This is a genomic window from Geobacillus sp. CX412 (genome assembly GCF_027942335.1).
Lineage (GTDB): Bacteria > Bacillota > Bacilli > Bacillales > Anoxybacillaceae > Parageobacillus_B > Parageobacillus_B toebii.
Genome location: NZ_CP103461.1, coordinates 2,225,510 through 2,243,349, shown reverse-complemented (window position 1 = coordinate 2,243,349; position 17,840 = coordinate 2,225,510). Strand labels below are relative to the sequence as shown.

The following is a 17,840-nucleotide window of genomic DNA, read 5'->3' as shown; positions in this document are numbered from 1 at the left end:
CTAAACATAAAGATGCTTTCTTTTATAAACTAAAGAAATAAGTTGTACATTTCCTTTCATTTTCTATATGATAGAATTGACACTACGTTGATGAAAGGATGAAAAACATGACGCACACAATCGAAGAATTAGCGATTACGACGATTCGAACATTGTCGATTGATGCCATCGAGAAAGCGAAATCGGGTCATCCAGGAATGCCGATGGGAGCGGCACCGATGGCATATACACTTTGGACGAAATTTATGAATCACAATCCAAGCAATCCGAAATGGTTTAACCGCGACAGATTCGTGTTATCCGCAGGGCATGGATCGATGCTGTTATACAGCCTGCTTCATTTAAGCGGTTACGATGTTTCCATGGAAGATATTAAACAATTCCGTCAATGGGGCAGCAAAACGCCAGGACATCCAGAATATGGTCATACACCAGGGGTAGAAGCAACGACTGGTCCGCTCGGCCAGGGGATTGCGATGGCCGTTGGTATGGCAATGGCAGAGCGCCATTTAGCAGCTACATATAACCGGGAAAATTTTGAAATTATAAACCACTATACGTATGCGATTTGCGGCGATGGCGACTTAATGGAAGGGGTTGCCTCTGAAGCAGCGTCATTAGCTGGACATTTAAAACTCGGCCGCCTTATCGTTCTTTATGACTCGAACGATATTTCGCTTGACGGAGAATTAAACCTTTCCTTTTCTGAAAATGTAGAACAGCGCTTTAAAGCGTACGGCTGGCAATATTTGCGCGTAGAAGATGGAAATAATATTGAGGAAATCGCTAAAGCCATTGAAGAAGCGAAAGCGGACACGACTCGTCCGACATTGATTGAAGTGAAAACGACCATTGGCTACGGTTCGCCAAATAAAGCTGGAACATCTAACGTACACGGCGCTCCGCTTGGGGCGGAAGAGTTAAAACTTACGAAAGAAGCGTATAAATGGACATTTGAAGAAGATTTTTACGTTCCGCAAGAAGTATATGATCACTTCCGTCAAGTAGTAAAAGAAGCGGGAGAGAAAAAAGAAGCGGAATGGAATGAACTATTTGCCCAATACGAAAAAGCGTATCCGGATTTGGCGAAACAATTGAAATTAGCGATGAACGGAGAACTTCCAGAAGGATGGGAAAAAGCTCTTCCGGTATATGAAGAAGGAAAAAGCCTGGCAACGCGCGCATCTTCTGGAGAAGTGCTAAACGCAATTGCTAAAGCGGTTCCGCAATTGATCGGCGGTTCAGCTGACCTTGCAAGTTCCAATAAAACATTAATTAAAGGCGCCGGAAACTTTACGCCAGAAAGCTATGAAGGGCGAAACATTTGGTTTGGCGTGCGTGAATTTGCGATGGGCGCAGCAATGAACGGAATGGCATTACATGGCGGTTTAAAAGTATTCGGCGGTACGTTCTTTGTTTTCTCTGATTATTTGCGTCCTGCCATCCGCCTCGCTGCATTAATGGGCTTGCCAGTGACGTACGTTCTTACGCATGACAGCATCGCTGTTGGCGAAGACGGGCCGACGCATGAGCCGATCGAGCATTTGCCATCGCTGCGCGCGATGCCGAATTTATCAGTCATTCGCCCGGCTGATGCGAATGAAACGGCGGCTGCATGGCGTTTAGCCGTAGAGTCAACCGATCAACCGACCGCATTAGTGTTAACGCGGCAAAATGTCCCAACATTGCCGAATACGGCAGAACGGGCATACGAAGGCGTGAAAAAAGGTGCTTATGTCCTATCTGAGGCGAAAAACGGCAATCCAGAAGCATTATTGCTTGCGTCTGGATCTGAGGTAAGCCTTGCGGTGAAAGCACAACAAGCATTAGCGGAAGAAGGCATTCACGTTTCTGTCATCAGCATGCCATCATGGGATCGTTTTGAAAAACAACCAGATGAGTATAAACAACAAGTGCTTCCACGTACAGTGAAAAAACGTTTAGCGATTGAAATGGCAGCTTCGCTCGGCTGGGAGCGTTATGTCGGTGATGAAGGCGATATTTTAGCGATCGACCGCTTCGGAGCTTCCGCACCAGGAGAAAAAATCATGGAAGAGTACGGATTTACAGTAGAAAATGTGGTCAAACGAGTAAAAGCATTGCTTGACAAATAACAAGAAAAAGCTGTCTTCGCCTTTTTTGGTGAAGACAGCTTTTGTTATGTGAAAAATCGACAATGTTAGCAAAAAAATTTTCCGTTAATAGACATATTTTTCCCTTTTGTTTTCTTATAATAGAAATAAACGAATAGAAGGAACGGGGGATGGGAAATGGTACGCTATTGGATTTATTTGCTAAATGAAGAAGTGGCAAGCTATTATCGCGATCGTACGGAAAAGATTGTCGGGCTATTGCGTGAGCATCAATGCGCAAAAGCGCCGTTGAAAAGCATTTGCCGAAAACAAGTCGAATTTATTACCGAACGGTTATCGTTTTCCCGATTGGAATTAGGATTGAAACAATATTTTGCCGGCAGCGTCGGCAAAAATTTAGAGCGAAATATGTTTATATTGAAAAATGAAATCGGGGATGAAGCGTTGCTTATCGTGCAAAAGCGCCGCCTGCTTCTCGTCACCGACAGTTCATCGATCGCTGACGACATTTGCCGCGCGCTTGCGCAAATTTCCCCTTCTTTTTTAGCGGTCGGCGCCGATTTTGACGACTATGGTTGGCTGACTCCGTTGATGGACGGAAGAAAATTTGCGTAAATAAAAGATTTTTGTAAGGAAATATTGTATAATACCACATGGTTTAGTACACTGTTAGATAGACAACATGAAGGAGGAAGTAATAGTATGTGGACAACGATTCTCGTTGGTGTTCTAGCGCTTATTGCAGGAACAGCGCTAGGATTTTTCATTGCCCGTAAAACGATGATGAACTATTTAAAGAAAAACCCGCCAATTAATGAACAAATGATTCGGATGATGATGATGCAAATGGGGATGACACCATCCCAGAAAAAAATTAATCAAATGATGAAAATGATGAACAATCAGCTAAAATAAACACGGACAGGCACTCGGAACGGAGTGTCTTTTTATTTTAAATAAACTTCCAAAATTTTTTTATTTTTGCTACAATAATATAGCGCATTTTACGTGACGATGGGAGAGGTTCGATGACGGTATTTCGTGATTTATTTTGGTTTTTTCGTCAGGAGAAAAAAGCATATATAACAGGAATTATTGTACTTTTGATCGTTGCTTTTTTCGAAACGATTCCGCCGAGAGTCATCGGAATTATGATTGATCATATAAAAGAAGGAACGATTACAAAAGCAATTCTCATTCGCTGGATGGTTACTTTGCTTGTTGTTGCCATCGTCCTATATGTATTGCGTTATTGGTGGCGCATTTTAATTTTTGGTTCGGCTGTGAAGTTATCGCGGCAGCTTCGCAATGAGCTGTATGCCCATTTTACGAAAATGTCGCCGTCTTTTTACCAACGGAAACGTATCGGTGATTTAATGGCACATGCGACAAACGATTTACAAGCAATTCAACAAACAGCTGGAATCGGGATATTGACGCTTGTCGATTCATTGGCGTTAGGCAGTTTCGTGCTGGCGACGATGGCATTTACGATAAGTTGGAAATTAACGATCATTAGCTTATTGCCGATGCCGATTATGGCGATTGCGACAAGCCGCTATGGCACGCTTCTGCATCAGCGGTTTTTAAAGGCGCAGGAAGCATTTTCTTCCTTAAACGATAAAGTACAAGAAAGCATAAGTGGAATTCGTGTAATCAAAGCGTTTGGCTATGAGCAAGACGACATTGAATCATTTCGCAAGCAGTCGGAAGATGTCGTTTCGAAAAACATGGCGGTTGCGAGAATCGATGCTCTATTTGACCCGACAATTTCATTGATCGTTGGCATTTCGTTTTTCTTAGCCGTTACGTTCGGCGCAAAAATGGTCCTTGCCGGTGAATTAACCATCGGCAAACTCGTATCGTTTACGACGTATCTCGGTTTGTTAATTTGGCCGATGTTGGCGTTTGGTTGGCTGTTTAACATTGTCGAGCGCGGGCGGGCATCGTATGACCGTGTCCGTGCGCTGCTTGACGAGAAAGAGGAAATTCAAGAGGCGGAAAATGCGATTGCTACCCCTCCAACAGGGGATATTGTTTACGATATTCAACAATTTACGTATCCGAATGAAGAAAAACCTGTTTTACGGAATATTCGCTTTCACTTACGGCGTGGTCAGACGCTTGGCATCGTCGGAAAGACAGGAGCGGGAAAGACGACGCTGCTTAAGCTATTGATTCGCGAGTTTGATCAATACGATGGGGAAATTCGTTTCGGAGATCACGAAATTAGCGAATATACGTTACATGCGCTTCGTTCGTCGATTGGCTATGTACCGCAAGACCATTTTTTGTTTTCTGCTACGGTGCGGGAAAATATTGCGTTTGCCTGCCCGGAAGCGAGTGAAGAAGATGTGATAAAAGCGGCAAAATTAGCGAATATTCACGAGGATATCGAACAGTTTGCCGACGGCTATGAAACGATTGTTGGGGAAAGAGGAGTTTCGCTTTCCGGCGGACAAAAGCAGCGCATTTCGATCGCTCGTGCTTTACTTTTAAATCCGGAAGTGCTTATTTTAGATGATTCGTTATCAGCGGTGGATGCTAAAACGGAAGAGCGGATTTTGACAGCTTTAAAAGAAAATCGCGGTGGAAAAACGACGATTATTACCGCACATCGGCTTAGCGCGATTCAGCACGCTGATTTAATTCTTGTGTTAGAAGAAGGGTGCATCGCGCAAATGGGAACACACGAAGAACTAATGAGAGAAGGCGGCTGGTACCGCAATATGTATGAACGGCAGCAGCTTGAGTCATTAGTGGAACAGGGAGGGCAAGTATGGAAAATAAATCGTTAACACCAAAAGAACAACGGCAAGTTTTATGGAGATTGTTATCGTACATGAAATTATACAAACAAGATACCATGCTTGCCTTTATATTGCTTGTGCTGGCAACGGCCGGAGAACTCATCGGACCGTATTTAGTGAAAATATTTATCGACGATTATTTAACACCGCAGCGCCTTGATTTTGAGCCACTATTTTGGCTTTCGGCAGCATATATCGGTGTTTTGCTCCTTAAAACGATCATTTCCTACTTTCAACTCGTTAAATTTCAAGAACTGGCGTTAAAGGTTATCCAGGCGCTAAGGATGGACGTGTTTACGAAAGTGCACGAGCTTGGGATGCGCTATTTTGATCAGACGCCAGGCGGAAGCATTGTGTCACGCGTGACGAACGATACGGAAGCGATCAAAGACATGTTTGTTAGTGTACTTGCCGCTTTTATTCAAAATGGCGTATTTGTGATTGGCGTATTTATTGCGATGTTTGCGTTAAACGTACAACTAGCCGTATATTGTTTATTTATCTTGCCGGTTATTATTTGGATTATGAAATTGTATCGTCATTACAGCTCGATTTTTTATAAAGACATGCGTGAACGTCTCAGCGAATTAAATGCGAAACTAAACGAATCGTTGCAAGGGATGGCAGTTATTCAAGTGTTTCGCCAGCAAAAACGGCTTCGCGAAGAATTCTCGCAAATTAACGACAAACATTACGCCGCAGGCATGAAAAATATTAAAATCGACGGTTTGTTATTGCGTCCTGCGATCGATTTCGTTTACATCGTATCGATTATGGTTGTTCTTAGCTTTTTTGGAATTTCCGCGATGGAAAGCCCGGTGGAGATCGGGGTGTTGTATGCGTTTGTCAACTATTTGGAGCGTTTTTTTGAACCAGTGACGCAAATGATGATGCGTTTTCCCTATATCAGCAGGCAATCGTTTCCGCTTCACGCGTATTTGCACTTCTTGATCATGAAGAGTTGGCGCCGAAGAACGCGGAAAAATCGAAAGCATCGATTACAGAAGGTAAGATTGAGTTTCGCGATGTTAGTTTTTCGTATGACGGAAAACGGGATGTGCTCAAGCATATTTCGTTTGCCGCCAAACCAGGTGAGACCGTTGCGCTTGTTGGCCATACCGGCAGCGGAAAAAGCTCGATTATTAATTTGTTAATGGGGTTTTACGAATTTGACCGCGGTGATATTCTCATTGACGGTGTATCGATTCGCGATTACACGAAGGAAGAGCTCCGTAAAAATATCGGCCTCGTTTTACAAGATCCATTTTTGTTTTATGGAACCATTAAAGACAACATTCGCATGTACAACCAATCTTTAACGGATGAACAGGTGAAAAGCGCTGCTCGTTTCGTGCAGGCGGACTCATTTATTGAAAAACTTCCGGACAAATACGATCACCAAGTAGTAGAAAGAGGATCTACTTTTTCTAGTGGGCAGCGGCAGTTAATTTCGTTTGCCCGAACCATTGCGGCAAATCCAAAAATACTCGTATTGGATGAAGCGACTGCCAATATCGATACAGAAACAGAAGAAGCGATCCAAGAAGCGCTCGCAAAAATGCGGAAAGGTCGAACGACGATTGCGATTGCCCACCGTCTTTCCACGATTCAAGATGCTGACCAAATTCTCGTCCTTCATCGCGGGGAAATTGTGGAGAGGGGAACACATCAAGAGTTGCTAGCACAAAAAGGGTTATATTATAAAATGTATTTATTGCAAAACGGACTAATAGATGTCGAAGAATATGCGTAAAAAAGCGCTTCTCACGCTATGGACGAGGAGCGCTTTTTTGCTTATAGTTTTGTTTGTTATACGTGTTTAAAAGTGAATCAAGCTCCCGGCTCACTTGAATCGTCACGGTTGAGTTCAATCCATTTTTTGCGACTGCTTCAATCAATTCCATCCGCTTTTTTTCAATTAAAATTAAAATGTCTTTGTTCGGCACAGAGGAACAAGTCCTTTCTTTTAAAATTTTTACAGGTGTATTGTATACTATTTTACCAATAAATTCAAAAGAGCAAAATTGAAAAAGAAAAAAGCATGGTTGTTCATAGGTTACTAATAATGATATTTTTGCTACAATAAAAATAAAAAATCAAGTAGGAGTTGAAAAAAATGGCCGATGTCAATCTATTTTTAGCATTTGGTGCCGGCTTTTTATCGTTTATTTCTCCGTGTTGTCTGCCTTTATACCCGGCGTTTTTATCGTATATCACCGGCATATCGGTGAGTGAGCTGAAGACGGAGAACGCGTTGATGCAGCGGCGAAGTTTATTGCATACATTATTTTTCTTGCTCGGTTTTTCTCTTATATTCATTTCGATTGGATTCGGAACGTCGCTTATTGGGAAATGGTTTAGTGAATACCAAGATTTTATACGGCAAATCGGTGCGCTTCTCATTATTATTTTTGGCCTTGTGATTGTCGGAATATGGAACCCGGCTTTTTTAATGAAAGATCGTCGTTTTTCGTTTCAAGAGCGGCCTTCTGGCTACATCGGCTCGATCATCATTGGCATGGCTTTTGCGGCTGGTTGGACTCCGTGCACTGGCCCGATTTTGGTGTCGGTCATTGCACTGGCGGCGACAAACCCAAGTTCTGGAATGCTATATATGCTTGCTTATTCGTTGGGGTTTGCCGTTCCGTTTTTTATTCTTTCGTTTTTTATCGGAAAGCTGCAATGGATCCGTCGCCACAGTGAAAAAATGATGAAAATCGGCGGTTATGTGATGATTGCAATGGGTGTTGTTCTCTTTTTTGACTGGATGACAAAAATTATTACGTATACGACAAGTATTTTTGGAGGATTCACCGGCTTTTAAATTAGTTTGTTATTAAGGGGAGTAAAGGAGTCATGGCAAAAATTCTCATTGTTGATGATGCAAAATTTATGAGAATGACGTTATCCACCATTTTGAAAAAAGCGAACCATGAAATTATTGGAGAAGCGGAAAACGGGAAAGAGGCAGTGGAACTGTATCAGAGATTAAAACCGGATATCGTCATGATGGATATTACGATGCCTGTGATGAATGGGATCGAAGCTGTGCGTGCGATCAAACAAGAAGATGCAAATGCGAAAATTATTATGTGTTCAGCAATGGGGCAGCGGCGCATGGTTGTAGAGGCGATCGAAGCAGGAGCGGCTGATTTTATTGTGAAGCCGTTTGAAGAAAGCCGCGTGATCGAAGCGGTGGAGCGTTTATTATAAGCAATATGCATATGCAAGATTTGTTGCTTTTTGTTATAATATATTATCATACACTTGAATGAAGAGGATGATGTGTTTGGCTATCGTAAGTTCGATCGTTGCAGTATTCATGGCATTGCTCGTTTTGTTTGTGAGGATGAAAGCATCGAATAAACCGACAAACGCCAAAAAAATTATTTTACCTCCAATATTTATGAGCACAGGGGCTTTGATGTTTATCGACCCAGTATTTCGCGTAACGAAAGGAGAACTGATTGAGGCGGTTGTTTTAGGAGCATTTTTTTCCATCTTCTTAATTAAAACGTCGAAATTTGAAATCATAAATGGAAAAATTTACTTAAAGCGTTCGAAAGCGTTTATCTTCATTTTAGTCGGTTTGATTGTCATTCGTCTTGGCTTAAAAACATACTTAGGAAGAACCATTGACTATCGCCAATTAAGCGGGATGTTTTATTTGCTTGCTTTTTCAATGATTGTGCCGTGGCGTGTTGCAATGTATATTACGTATAAAAAATTAGAGCGGCGTTTAAAACACCAACCGCCCATTTTAATAACATAAAATAAGAGAAAAAAGCGGGAGATGCGTCCCGCTTTTTTCTTGCAATCAGCTTATTTGCTTTGCAGCAAATGTTCATAAGGAGCGATATTAATTTGTTTTTCTTTTAATGTTTTTATTAAAAATTTATGGTCGCGTTTTGGGGTTGCTATAATGTAACCGCGAATAATTAAATCTTTTGTAATTCGAGAAGCGTTTTCTTGAAGCGCGAGTTCCCCGATTTTTCCAGCAATTTTTTGCCGAGCGACATCGCGAAACAATTCAGGAACCGGTTTTACTAATTCCTCTAAAAGCGCCTTTTCTTCTTCTCCCCATAAATGCCGTGTCTGCTCAATATAATATTCCTGCCAATCTAGTTCCGATTTCCCATCTTCTTTTGGCAGCCGTTTTAAAAATTTGCGAAACATAAAAAAACCACCGATCGACATGGTGACAAGCAAAAAAACGCTCCAAAACAATATAAACCAAAGAAACCAACCTTTTAGCATCATTCCCACCTCAACGAATTCCAATCTATCAACCATTATTGCGAAAAAAGCGGTTTTTGGCAAGATAAGCATGTTTTTATCACATTGTTACGGAAATGTAATGCAAATGTAAAGAAATGCCGCAATCCTTTATGTGTCAATAGCTGGACTATTGTTATAGCAGTCAAATGGAAATAGAAACCAGTGATATGTATCTATAAACATGCTAATCTATTACAAGCAGACGACAAACCAAAAGGCAACTATGAGGAGGATAGAATAATGATGAAAAAAACTCTTGCAACACTCGCGGTAGTTTGCTGTATGGTCGTCGGCTTTACCTCTTATTCAACAGATGCGGCAACAACTTATACATACTATAAGGTGAAGAAAGGCGACTCGCTTTACAAGATTGCGAAAACATATAAAACAACCACTTCTGCATTAAAATCATTAAATCATCGAAAAAGCGATGTTCTTATTGTCGGCGAAACAATCAAAGTGCCGCAGCTTGTAAAAACTCAAGCGGCGAAGCAAGCAGAGAAACCTGCTTCCCAAAAGCCGAAATTTTCTATTTGTGCAAAAGAACGAAAACTAATGGCACAGCTTGTCCATGCGGAAACCGGTTTTAGCGAGCCATTTGCCGGGAAAGTGGAAGTTGCGCTCGTTATTTTAAATCGCGTGAAACATCCTGCTTTTCCAAAGAGCATTAAAGGTGTCATTTACCAAAAAACAAAATCGGGTTATGCGTTTGTTCCTGTAAAAACAGGAAAACTAACGCGCATTCAGCCGACGAAACAAGATTATGCTGCGGTCGATCAAGCACTATCGCTATTCCCGAACGACCGCCGCGGTTCGCTGTACTTCTATAACCCTAAAATTACGAAAGATAAATGGATGTTATCAAGACCGGTAACGATTCGTATCGGAAATCATGTATTTGCAAAATAAATGAGGATATTCCCTAGATTGGGAATATCCTCATTTTTTTGTAACAACGAGCTTATCTCTTTCATAGAGGAGAGTGTGGAACGGAACGGCTCGATTTTATCTATGAAAATTAAAAGAATGGACAATTCAATAAAAATATTATGTAAACAAAAAAAGCCCTTCTTATAAGAGCCTACTCATTTATATCTATTACTGTGATATGATTTTGAGGTGAGTGATTTTGTAGAGCAACTTTACTAATCCGAACTTCTAAAATTGGCGGTGAAAAATGGGCGGAAATATTTTTGTCCAGAAGCGAGAATGGCAGTAAAATATTCCGCTGTTTTTCCGTTACCCCATTTTTCTGTATTTGAATCGTCAGCGAATGGTCTTCGCATAGTATGACAATGTTTTCTTTTTGGCAATGCGAAAGCTCGGCCTCGATAATATAGTCTTCTGCCGTCTCCAACACATCGACGTGAAAAATTGTTTCATCTAATATGGATGCATAAGGGTCGTTGCATAACAATTCCAGCCATTGCCGCAGTTCGCTTTGCTCTTCCTTTTGATTTTTGTGCACTTGGATAGCTCCCCCGCATTCGTAGTATCACTGTTGTTTATCGTATGCATGATCGCGGGAAATGTTCGCGGTGGGAGCGGAAAATAGTTAATTACATATCATGGCTGGAATTATGTTTTTGCCGCGTATGGTTGCGGTTTTTAACCTTTTTGGATCCGCTTAGCGGCTCTGGCTGCCCCGGATTGTCTCCTTTTGGAGCGTTTTTTCGCATATCTGTGCTTGTATTTTTATTTGTCATGTTTGGTTATCCTCCTTTTGTTCATTAGCATGCATCATTGTCTATCATTTATTCGCGGTATAATTTATGGCATGTTTGAAAAGATAATAAATGCATGGCGGTATTTATAAAAGGAGGAAGTAACGATGGCTTATCATAAAAATAAGCAGGAAGCATTTCAAGCGGCACAAAAAGGAACGATGGAAGCGAAGGAATGGTATGATCATTTAGTGCGCGACCAAGCCGATTATGGCCATCAATTAAGTCATTTAAAGAAAGAAGTAAACGAAGCGTTTGAACAAATTAATAATGCGATGGAAGTGGCTTCAGAAAAACAGCGCGTTCAATTGGAAAAGTTTCGCAACGATTTGCAAGCGATTGTCGATGAAGTGAATGAAATTCAATAAAGGGAATGTCGCGACAGGACATTCCCATTTTATTTTTACGAACGTTTACGGTAGTCCGGGATGCCGAAACGGACGAACCGTTGTTATTGATTCTTTTTTCGTTTTTTATTGTTTTGCCGCTGTGCTTCTGTTAGCGGTTCATTCGAAAATTCTTCGTTGTAGCCGGCGCCTTTTCCTTGAGCGCTTGCCGCGTTCATTCCAGGGATAACATGGTTCGCTTTCCGCTTTGCCATTTTATTCACGAGAACATCCGCCGGAAGCCCACTGCTTTAGCTGTGGAGGAAGGCGGGGTTTATATTTTCAGTATATATTGAATTTTTCGTTCAATATAAGTATACTGGATTTAGAAAGGTAGGTGAATCAAGAATGCTCTGCACTCTCAAGATTAAATTAGTGCCAACTCTTGAACAGTTTCATGCGCTGCTGGAAACAATGAAACGGTTTAACCAAGCATGCAACTATATTAGCGAGATTGCTTTTCGCTCCAGAACCTTTTCCAAAACGAAAATCCAGCGGCTTTGCTACTATGACGTCAGGGAAAAATTTGGCCTCTCTGCCCAAATGACCGTTCGTGCCATCGGCAAAGTGTCGGAAAGCTATCGTTTGGATAAAAAAACCTTGCATAACTTTAAAGAAACCGGTGCCATCGTGTATGATGAAAGAATCCTGTCCTTTAAAGGGTTGGAGTATGCTTCCATCCTTACCTTGCAAGGAAGAATGGAAATCCCTATGGTCATTAGCCGCTACCATCAAGGTTTGCTGTGCGGCAACCGTGTTCGGGGTCAAGCCGATTTAGTCCTTCAAAACGGTATTTTTTATTTACTGCTCGTGGTGGACGTTCCCGAAGGCCAGCCCAATTCCGAAAACGGATTTATCGGTGTGGACCTTGGCATCATTAATATCGCCGTCGATAGCACCGGTGAGGTATTTTCCGGCTCGAAGGTCAACGGGCTGCGCCGCCGCCATGCGAAACTTCGCGCCAAACTCCAAAAGAAAGGCACCAAGTCAGCGAAACGCCTGCTTAAGAAGCGTTCCAAGAAGGAAAAACTATTTGCCCGTGATGTGAACCACTGCATTAGCAAGAAGATTGTTGAAAAGGCAAAGGCACTCGGATGCGGCATTGCCCTTGAAGATTTAAAGGGCATCCGCCAACGCACCGAGAAAACGGTTAAAAAGCAACAGCGTCGTCAACACTCTTCTTGGTCTTTTTATCAGTTGAGAAAGTTTATTGAGTATAAAGCGGCGATCGCTGGCGTGCCGGTGGTATTGGTTCATCCAAAAAATACTTCCCGCACCTGTCCGGTTTGCGGACATGTGGCCAAAGAAAACAGACCGTCAAGGGATCAGTTTTGTTGTCGAGCTTGTGGGTACGCTGCCCCTGCCGACAACGTGGCTGCGGAAAACATCCGCAGGGCTGCTGTCAACCAGCCGAACGCGGCAGCCAATTAGGCTAGCTGCAAGCCCACGGCTTTAGCTGTTGGGTAGTTGACCTCCGCTACTAGTTTGTAACGGATCAACAAGTTTATTCTTGTTTTTAAGAAGAGGCATCATAAAACAGCCATAAATTACGAAACCTTCGAAATTCTATTTACAACTTACCTTTCTTTATAATAAGATAAAAGCGTACCAATTTTACGGGAGTTGGGAGAATTCGTGCTATTTTTTCGACTTTGCTTCGAAAAAATAGTATAGTATTGAATTGAGGGGGTAATACATATGGCAAAACAAGACGTTTTCAACGCACGTTCTTCATTTGAAGTGAACGGTAAAAAATATAATTATTACCGTTTACAAGCACTTGAAGAAGCTGGGATCGGTAACATCTCCCGTTTACCGTATTCAATTAAAGTATTGCTAGAATCGGTACTTCGACAAGTAGACGGACGTGTGATCACAAAAGAGCACGTCGAAAACCTTGCAAAATGGGGAACACCGGAGATGAAAGACATCGATGTCCCATTTAAGCCGTCGCGCGTCATTTTGCAAGACTTTACGGGTGTACCAGCAGTTGTTGACTTAGCATCGATGCGTAAAGCGATGGCGGATATGGGCGGAGACCCATATGAAATCAATCCGGAAATTCCGGTTGATCTCGTTATCGACCACTCTGTGCAAGTGGATAAAGCTGGAACGGACGATGCGCTTGAATACAACATGAACTTAGAGTTCCAACGCAACGCAGAGCGTTATAAATTTTTAAAATGGGCGCAGAAAGCATTTAACAATTATCGGGCTGTTCCGCCAGCAACCGGAATTGTCCATCAAGTAAACTTAGAATACTTAGCTAATGTCGTTCATACTGTGGAAGAGGAAAATGGAGAATACGTAGCGTTTCCAGACACTCTAGTCGGTACGGACTCCCATACAACGATGATTAACGGTCTTGGTGTTCTCGGTTGGGGTGTCGGCGGAATTGAAGCAGAAGCTGGCATGCTTGGACAACCTTCTTACTTCCCGGTGCCGGAAGTGGTTGGCGTTCGTTTAACCGGAAAGTTGCCAAATGGCACAACAGCGACGGACCTCGCTTTAAAAGTAACGCAAGTGCTTCGTAAAAAAGGCGTTGTCGGCAAATTCGTTGAATTCTTTGGGCCAGGTGTGGCAACATTGCCGCTTGCAGATCGTGCGACCATTGCGAACATGGCGCCAGAATACGGTGCAACATGCGGCTTCTTCCCAGTCGATGCGGAAGCGCTTGACTATTTGCGCTTAACTGGCCGTGATGAGCACCATGTCCAAGTCGTTGAAGCATACTGCAAAGCGAACGGTTTATTCTACACACCGGATGCTCCAGAGCCAATATTTACGGATGTTGTAGAAATTAACCTATCCGAAATCGAAGCAAATCTTTCTGGACCGAAACGTCCGCAAGACTTGATTCCGCTTTCGAAAATGAAAGAAGCGTTCCGTGAAGCGGTAAAAGCTCCGCAAGGAAACCAAGGCTTCGGTTTAACAGAAGCGGATCTCAATAAAGAAATTACGGTAACGTTAAACGGCGAAGAAGTAAAAATGAAAACAGGCGCCGTTGTGATTGCAGCGATTACAAGCTGTACGAATACGTCGAACCCGTACGTATTAATCGCTGCTGGTTTAGTAGCGAAAAAAGCGGTGGAAAAAGGATTGCAAGTTCCGAAATATGTGAAAACATCGCTTGCGCCAGGTTCGAAAGTCGTAACTGGTTACTTGCGGGATTCCGGATTGCTTCCATACCTTGAAAAAATCGGCTTTAATATCGTCGGTTACGGATGCACGACATGTATTGGCAACTCCGGACCGCTTGCGCCAGAGCTTGAAAAAGCGATTGCGGAAAACGACTTGCTTGTGACAAGCGTACTTTCCGGTAACCGTAACTTTGAAGGCCGCATTCATCCGCTAGTCAAAGGCAACTACTTGGCATCGCCGCCGCTTGTTGTCGCATATGCGCTAGCAGGTACGGTAGACATTGACTTGTTAAAAGATCCTATCGGCAAAGATAAAGACGGCAATGACGTTTACTTTAACGACATTTGGCCTTCGACGGAAGAAGTTAAAGAAATCGTTAAGCAAACGGTCGTACCGGAATTGTTCCGCAAAGAATATGAGCGCGTGTTCGATGGAAATCCGCGTTGGAATGAAATCGAAACGACAGACGAACCGCTTTATCAATGGGATGAAAACTCGACTTACATTCAAAATCCGCCGTTCTTTGAAGGATTATCTCCGGATGTTCGCAAAGTCGAACCGCTTAAAGGCTTGCGCGTCATCGGAAAATTCGGCGATTCTGTCACAACCGACCATATTTCGCCGGCCGGAGCGATCGGTAAAAACACGCCAGCTGGCCAATATCTCATCTCTAAAGGTGTCGAACCAAAAGATTTCAACTCTTACGGATCTCGCCGTGGCAACCATGAAGTCATGATGCGCGGTACGTTTGCGAACATTCGCATTCGCAACCAAATTGCTCCTGGCACAGAAGGCGGTTATACGACTTACTGGCCGACAGGCGAAGTCATGACGATTTATGATGCTTGCATGAAATACAAACAAGACGGCACAGGGCTTGTCGTTATTGCCGGCAAAGATTACGGAATGGGAAGCTCCCGTGACTGGGCAGCAAAAGGAACATTCTTGCTTGGCATTAAGACAGTCATCGCGGAAAGCTTCGAGCGCATTCACCGTTCGAACCTTGTATTGATGGGCGTATTGCCGCTTCAATTCAAAGAAGGGGAAAACGCAGAAACGCTAGGTTTAACGGGCAAAGAAGTGTTCGAAGTGCATATTGACGAAAACGTCAAACCGCGTGATTTGATCAAAGTAACGGCAACAAATCCAGATACAGGAGAAACAAAAGAATTCGAAGTAATCGTTCGCTTTGATAGTGAAGTCGAAATCGACTACTATCGCCATGGCGGAATTTTACCGATGGTGTTGCGTGAAAAACTCGCAAAAACAAAAAAAGTAAAATAAAATAACGAAGCAGGCTCTTACTTGCCAAGAGCCTGCTTTTTTTATTTTGTATTCGATTTTTTTGCTGCATTTTCTAGTTGGCTTTTTGGATCCGGAGTAAATGCCGCATCTTGACCGAACCCTTGTGGATTCACGCCAGGAGCTTTTGTCCCGCGGTTTTTGCCGCCATTCTTTGTCATCGCGCTCACCTCCGTGGCATAGTATCACCTTTATTGCACAAAAATATGAAACAAAAAAAGAAAATCACTTCGTTTGTCTTAGTGAGTTAGCCTCCGTTTTGCACGCCGCCATTTTTCGAGCAGTAATGGGAAGCTCCGCGAAAATCATTCCGCACAAAATGCCGATGCAGCCGATGATTGCGGAAGCCGTTAGCTGTTCTTTCGCCCATATGTATGCGGTCAGCGCGGCAAATACAGGCTCCATCGCAAAAATAAGAGCGACGCGGGTAGCTGTCGTATATTTTTGAAAGTTGGTTTGAATTAAAAACGCTGCCGTTGTCGCAAGCAATGACGTAATGAGAAGGGCTGTCCATACTTCACGTTTTTGTAAAATCGCCACATTCCACATTTGCGTTTCGTCTTCAAAAAGAAAGGCAAAAATCGTACACATCACCGCAACGGTGAAAATTTGCGTCATTGTTAATAACATGGTGGAATAACGCGCCGAATATTTTCCTGTAGTAATGATGTGCATCGCAAACGAAATCGCGCAAAAAAAGACAAATACGTCTCCGCGGTTTAACATCCATTTGCCATCGCCGATGGTTAAAAAATAAAGGCCGACTGCCGCCAACACCGCACCAATGGACGCATTGACGGATGGTTTTTGTTTTAGAAAGAGAAAAGAAAATAACGGCACGAGTACGACGCTAAGTCCGGTAATAAATCCCGCTTTTGACGAGGTTGTGTATAGTAAGCCGACCGTTTGAAATGCATAGCCGCTAAACAGCCAAAACCCCATCCATATACCGGCGCGGGCAAGCGGCAAGGTATAATGACGAAAAAGCGAACGATGAAAAATGATGAGCCATAAAAATAAAAATAATCCCGCCAAAATAAAGCGAATCGCGTTAAAAGAAAGAGGCTCAAGAAAAGAAATCGCGTTTTGCACGATGACAAATGTTGCCCCCCAGACGAACGTGACGGCAAGAAGGCTAAAATCCGCTATCCACTGTTTTTTCAATCCAATCCCCCCGTTTTGTTCATTTTGTTGCATCATTTCCGCTTCACTTTTAATAAATTATAGTCGAACGGTAGTGTATCATAAATCAATGAAAAAATATACAACAGCATAAAAATAATGAAACATGTACAGAAAACGTTGATGTGATAACAAAAGCTGCATAATAATAGGTAATAAGAAAAGTTATCGCTTCACATGTTTTTTTCGCTATATTGTATAATAAAAATATGGACTGTACACGGAATCGATTACGGAAGGGTGACGAGGGCTTGGACGTTATGATCCAATGGACATATATTACGCCGAAAAAACAAGAATTGGTGCTTACTTCTGATTTTTTGCCTGCTGCGGAAGCACTTCGATTAGCCGAGGATTTTGAAAAAACAGGTCGTGTAAAGGAATTATGCTTTATTGACCAAAATCATGTTACATGGTCGAAAAAAGAACTGAACAAGCTATTAAAAGAAGTAGAAACGGAACCGCATGATGTCATCGCTTACTTTGACGGCGGCTTTGATAACGAAACATTGCAGGGCGGAGCCGGAGCGGTGATTTATTATAAGCAAAACAATGAACAATATCGTCTTCGTGCCAACCGCCAGCTTGATGAACTGAAGTCGAATAACGAAGCGGAATACGCCGCGTTTTGGTTTTTAATGCAAATGCTCGAGGAGCTCGGTGTTCATCATTTGCCGGTTATTTTCCGAGGCGATTCACACGTCGTCTTGAAGCAATTGTCCGGCGATTGGCCGTGTTTTGAAGATGACCATAACGCATGGCTGGACCGTATTGAAGAAAAGATCAACGAATTAGGAATTCAGCCAATTTACGAGCCGATTTCACGCAAGCAAAATAAAGAGGCCGACCAGCTTGCCCGTCAAGCGATGGAAGGCCAAATGATTACTAGCATGATGGAACTTACAGAGAAAGGGTAGGCAATGA

At 42.7% G+C, this 17,840-nt stretch carries 19 protein-coding genes and 1 pseudogene; 13 read left to right on the top strand and 7 right to left on the bottom strand.

Annotated elements, in window-relative coordinates; all coding sequences use genetic code 11:
- The first annotated feature begins 107 nt into the window (after nucleotides 1-107).
- The 5 genes and pseudogenes from tkt to NXM86_RS11660 all read left to right on the top strand — a co-directional run bounded on the left by tkt (nucleotide 108) and on the right by NXM86_RS11660 (nucleotide 6,656).
- On the top strand, nucleotides 108-2,114 hold the full coding sequence (gene tkt / locus NXM86_RS11680) for a transketolase (protein WP_328267060.1): 2,007 nt from the start codon (nucleotides 108-110) through the stop codon (nucleotides 2,112-2,114).
- Between the two features lie 156 nt (nucleotides 2,115-2,270).
- The gene (gene sirA, locus NXM86_RS11675; protein ID WP_015863567.1) at nucleotides 2,271-2,708 is read left to right on the top strand and encodes a sporulation inhibitor of replication protein SirA; all 438 of its coding nucleotides are present in this window, start codon (nucleotides 2,271-2,273) and stop codon (nucleotides 2,706-2,708) included.
- A gap of 87 nt (nucleotides 2,709-2,795) precedes the next feature.
- A complete protein-coding gene (locus tag NXM86_RS11670; protein ID WP_015863568.1) occupies nucleotides 2,796-3,008 on the top strand; it encodes a YneF family protein in 213 nt (70 codons plus the stop codon).
- 113 nt (nucleotides 3,009-3,121) lie between these two features.
- Nucleotides 3,122-4,891: an ABC transporter transmembrane domain-containing protein gene (locus tag NXM86_RS11665; RefSeq protein WP_498958066.1), complete on the top strand. Its 1,770-nt coding sequence runs from the start codon at nucleotides 3,122-3,124 to the stop codon at nucleotides 4,889-4,891.
- Nucleotides 4,873-6,656 (top strand): annotated as a pseudogene (locus NXM86_RS11660) (ABC transporter ATP-binding protein). The gene NXM86_RS11665 and the pseudogene NXM86_RS11660 overlap by 19 nt, the downstream one beginning before the upstream one ends.
- A gap of 16 nt (nucleotides 6,657-6,672) precedes the next feature.
- On the opposite strand, the gene NXM86_RS11655 reads toward NXM86_RS11660, so the two are convergent.
- The gene (locus NXM86_RS11655) at nucleotides 6,673-6,849 is read right to left on the bottom strand and encodes an aspartyl-phosphate phosphatase Spo0E family protein (RefSeq protein ID WP_015863571.1); all 177 of its coding nucleotides are present in this window, start codon (nucleotides 6,847-6,849) and stop codon (nucleotides 6,673-6,675) included.
- Between the two features lie 170 nt (nucleotides 6,850-7,019).
- Between NXM86_RS11655 and NXM86_RS11650 the strand changes: the two genes are divergently transcribed.
- From NXM86_RS11650 to NXM86_RS11640, 3 genes are all read left to right on the top strand, one after another.
- Complete coding sequence (locus tag NXM86_RS11650) at nucleotides 7,020-7,727, top strand: cytochrome c biogenesis CcdA family protein (protein WP_015863572.1); 708 nt, start codon at nucleotides 7,020-7,022, stop codon at nucleotides 7,725-7,727.
- A gap of 32 nt (nucleotides 7,728-7,759) precedes the next feature.
- On the top strand, nucleotides 7,760-8,116 hold the full coding sequence (locus NXM86_RS11645) for a response regulator (RefSeq protein ID WP_015863573.1): 357 nt from the start codon (nucleotides 7,760-7,762) through the stop codon (nucleotides 8,114-8,116).
- A 70-nt stretch (nucleotides 8,117-8,186) separates the two neighbouring features.
- Nucleotides 8,187-8,675: a CcdC family protein gene (locus NXM86_RS11640; protein WP_373467268.1), complete on the top strand. Its 489-nt coding sequence runs from the start codon at nucleotides 8,187-8,189 to the stop codon at nucleotides 8,673-8,675.
- Nucleotides 8,676-8,725: 50 nt separating this feature from the next.
- Here the strand turns inward: NXM86_RS11640 and NXM86_RS11635 are convergent, their stop codons facing one another.
- Entirely contained in the window at nucleotides 8,726-9,160 is a 435-nt protein-coding gene (locus tag NXM86_RS11635; protein ID WP_015863575.1) for a DUF2621 domain-containing protein, read from the bottom strand.
- Between the two features lie 261 nt (nucleotides 9,161-9,421).
- Here NXM86_RS11635 and NXM86_RS11630 point away from each other — a divergent pair, with 261 nt between their 5' ends.
- The gene (locus NXM86_RS11630) at nucleotides 9,422-10,090 is read left to right on the top strand and encodes a cell wall hydrolase (RefSeq protein ID WP_498958065.1); all 669 of its coding nucleotides are present in this window, start codon (nucleotides 9,422-9,424) and stop codon (nucleotides 10,088-10,090) included.
- Between the two features lie 172 nt (nucleotides 10,091-10,262).
- On the opposite strand, the gene NXM86_RS11625 is transcribed toward NXM86_RS11630, so the two are convergent.
- Nucleotides 10,263-10,649, bottom strand: a complete 387-nt coding sequence (locus NXM86_RS11625; RefSeq protein ID WP_498958063.1) for an Hsp20/alpha crystallin family protein — start codon at nucleotides 10,647-10,649, stop codon at nucleotides 10,263-10,265.
- Between the two features lie 91 nt (nucleotides 10,650-10,740).
- Entirely contained in the window at nucleotides 10,741-10,887 is a 147-nt protein-coding gene (locus NXM86_RS11620; RefSeq protein WP_015863578.1) for a small acid-soluble spore protein P, read from the bottom strand.
- Between the two features lie 125 nt (nucleotides 10,888-11,012).
- On the opposite strand from NXM86_RS11620, the gene NXM86_RS11615 reads away from it, so the two are divergent.
- A complete protein-coding gene (locus tag NXM86_RS11615; protein WP_015863579.1) occupies nucleotides 11,013-11,273 on the top strand; it encodes a hypothetical protein in 261 nt (86 codons plus the stop codon).
- Nucleotides 11,274-11,356: 83 nt separating this feature from the next.
- Here the strand turns inward: NXM86_RS11615 and sspO are convergent, their stop codons facing one another.
- The gene (gene sspO / locus NXM86_RS11610; protein ID WP_062677517.1) at nucleotides 11,357-11,506 is read right to left on the bottom strand and encodes a small acid-soluble spore protein SspO; all 150 of its coding nucleotides are present in this window, start codon (nucleotides 11,504-11,506) and stop codon (nucleotides 11,357-11,359) included.
- A gap of 133 nt (nucleotides 11,507-11,639) precedes the next feature.
- Here sspO and NXM86_RS11605 point away from each other — a divergent pair, with 133 nt between their 5' ends.
- Together NXM86_RS11605 and acnA are read left to right on the top strand one after the other, a co-directional pair.
- Nucleotides 11,640-12,722, top strand: coding sequence for an RNA-guided endonuclease InsQ/TnpB family protein (locus NXM86_RS11605; protein ID WP_015863499.1), 1,083 nt, complete (start codon nucleotides 11,640-11,642; stop codon nucleotides 12,720-12,722).
- Between the two features lie 267 nt (nucleotides 12,723-12,989).
- Nucleotides 12,990-15,716: an aconitate hydratase AcnA gene (gene acnA, locus NXM86_RS11600; RefSeq protein WP_498958061.1), complete on the top strand. Its 2,727-nt coding sequence runs from the start codon at nucleotides 12,990-12,992 to the stop codon at nucleotides 15,714-15,716.
- 41 nt (nucleotides 15,717-15,757) lie between these two features.
- Here acnA and sspL read toward each other — a convergent pair whose 3' ends face one another.
- Nucleotides 15,758-15,895, bottom strand: coding sequence for a small, acid-soluble spore protein L (gene sspL / locus NXM86_RS11595; protein ID WP_015863582.1), 138 nt, complete (start codon nucleotides 15,893-15,895; stop codon nucleotides 15,758-15,760).
- A 64-nt stretch (nucleotides 15,896-15,959) separates the two neighbouring features.
- Complete coding sequence (locus NXM86_RS11590) at nucleotides 15,960-16,898, bottom strand: DMT family transporter (protein ID WP_081189030.1); 939 nt, start codon at nucleotides 16,896-16,898, stop codon at nucleotides 15,960-15,962.
- 269 nt (nucleotides 16,899-17,167) lie between these two features.
- Between NXM86_RS11590 and NXM86_RS11585 the strand changes: the two genes are divergently transcribed.
- Nucleotides 17,168-17,833 carry a ribonuclease H family protein gene (locus NXM86_RS11585; protein WP_328267057.1) on the top strand — a complete coding sequence of 222 codons (666 nt, stop codon included), beginning with the start codon at nucleotides 17,168-17,170 and terminating at the stop codon, nucleotides 17,831-17,833.
- The last annotated feature ends 7 nt before the right edge of the window (nucleotides 17,834-17,840 follow it).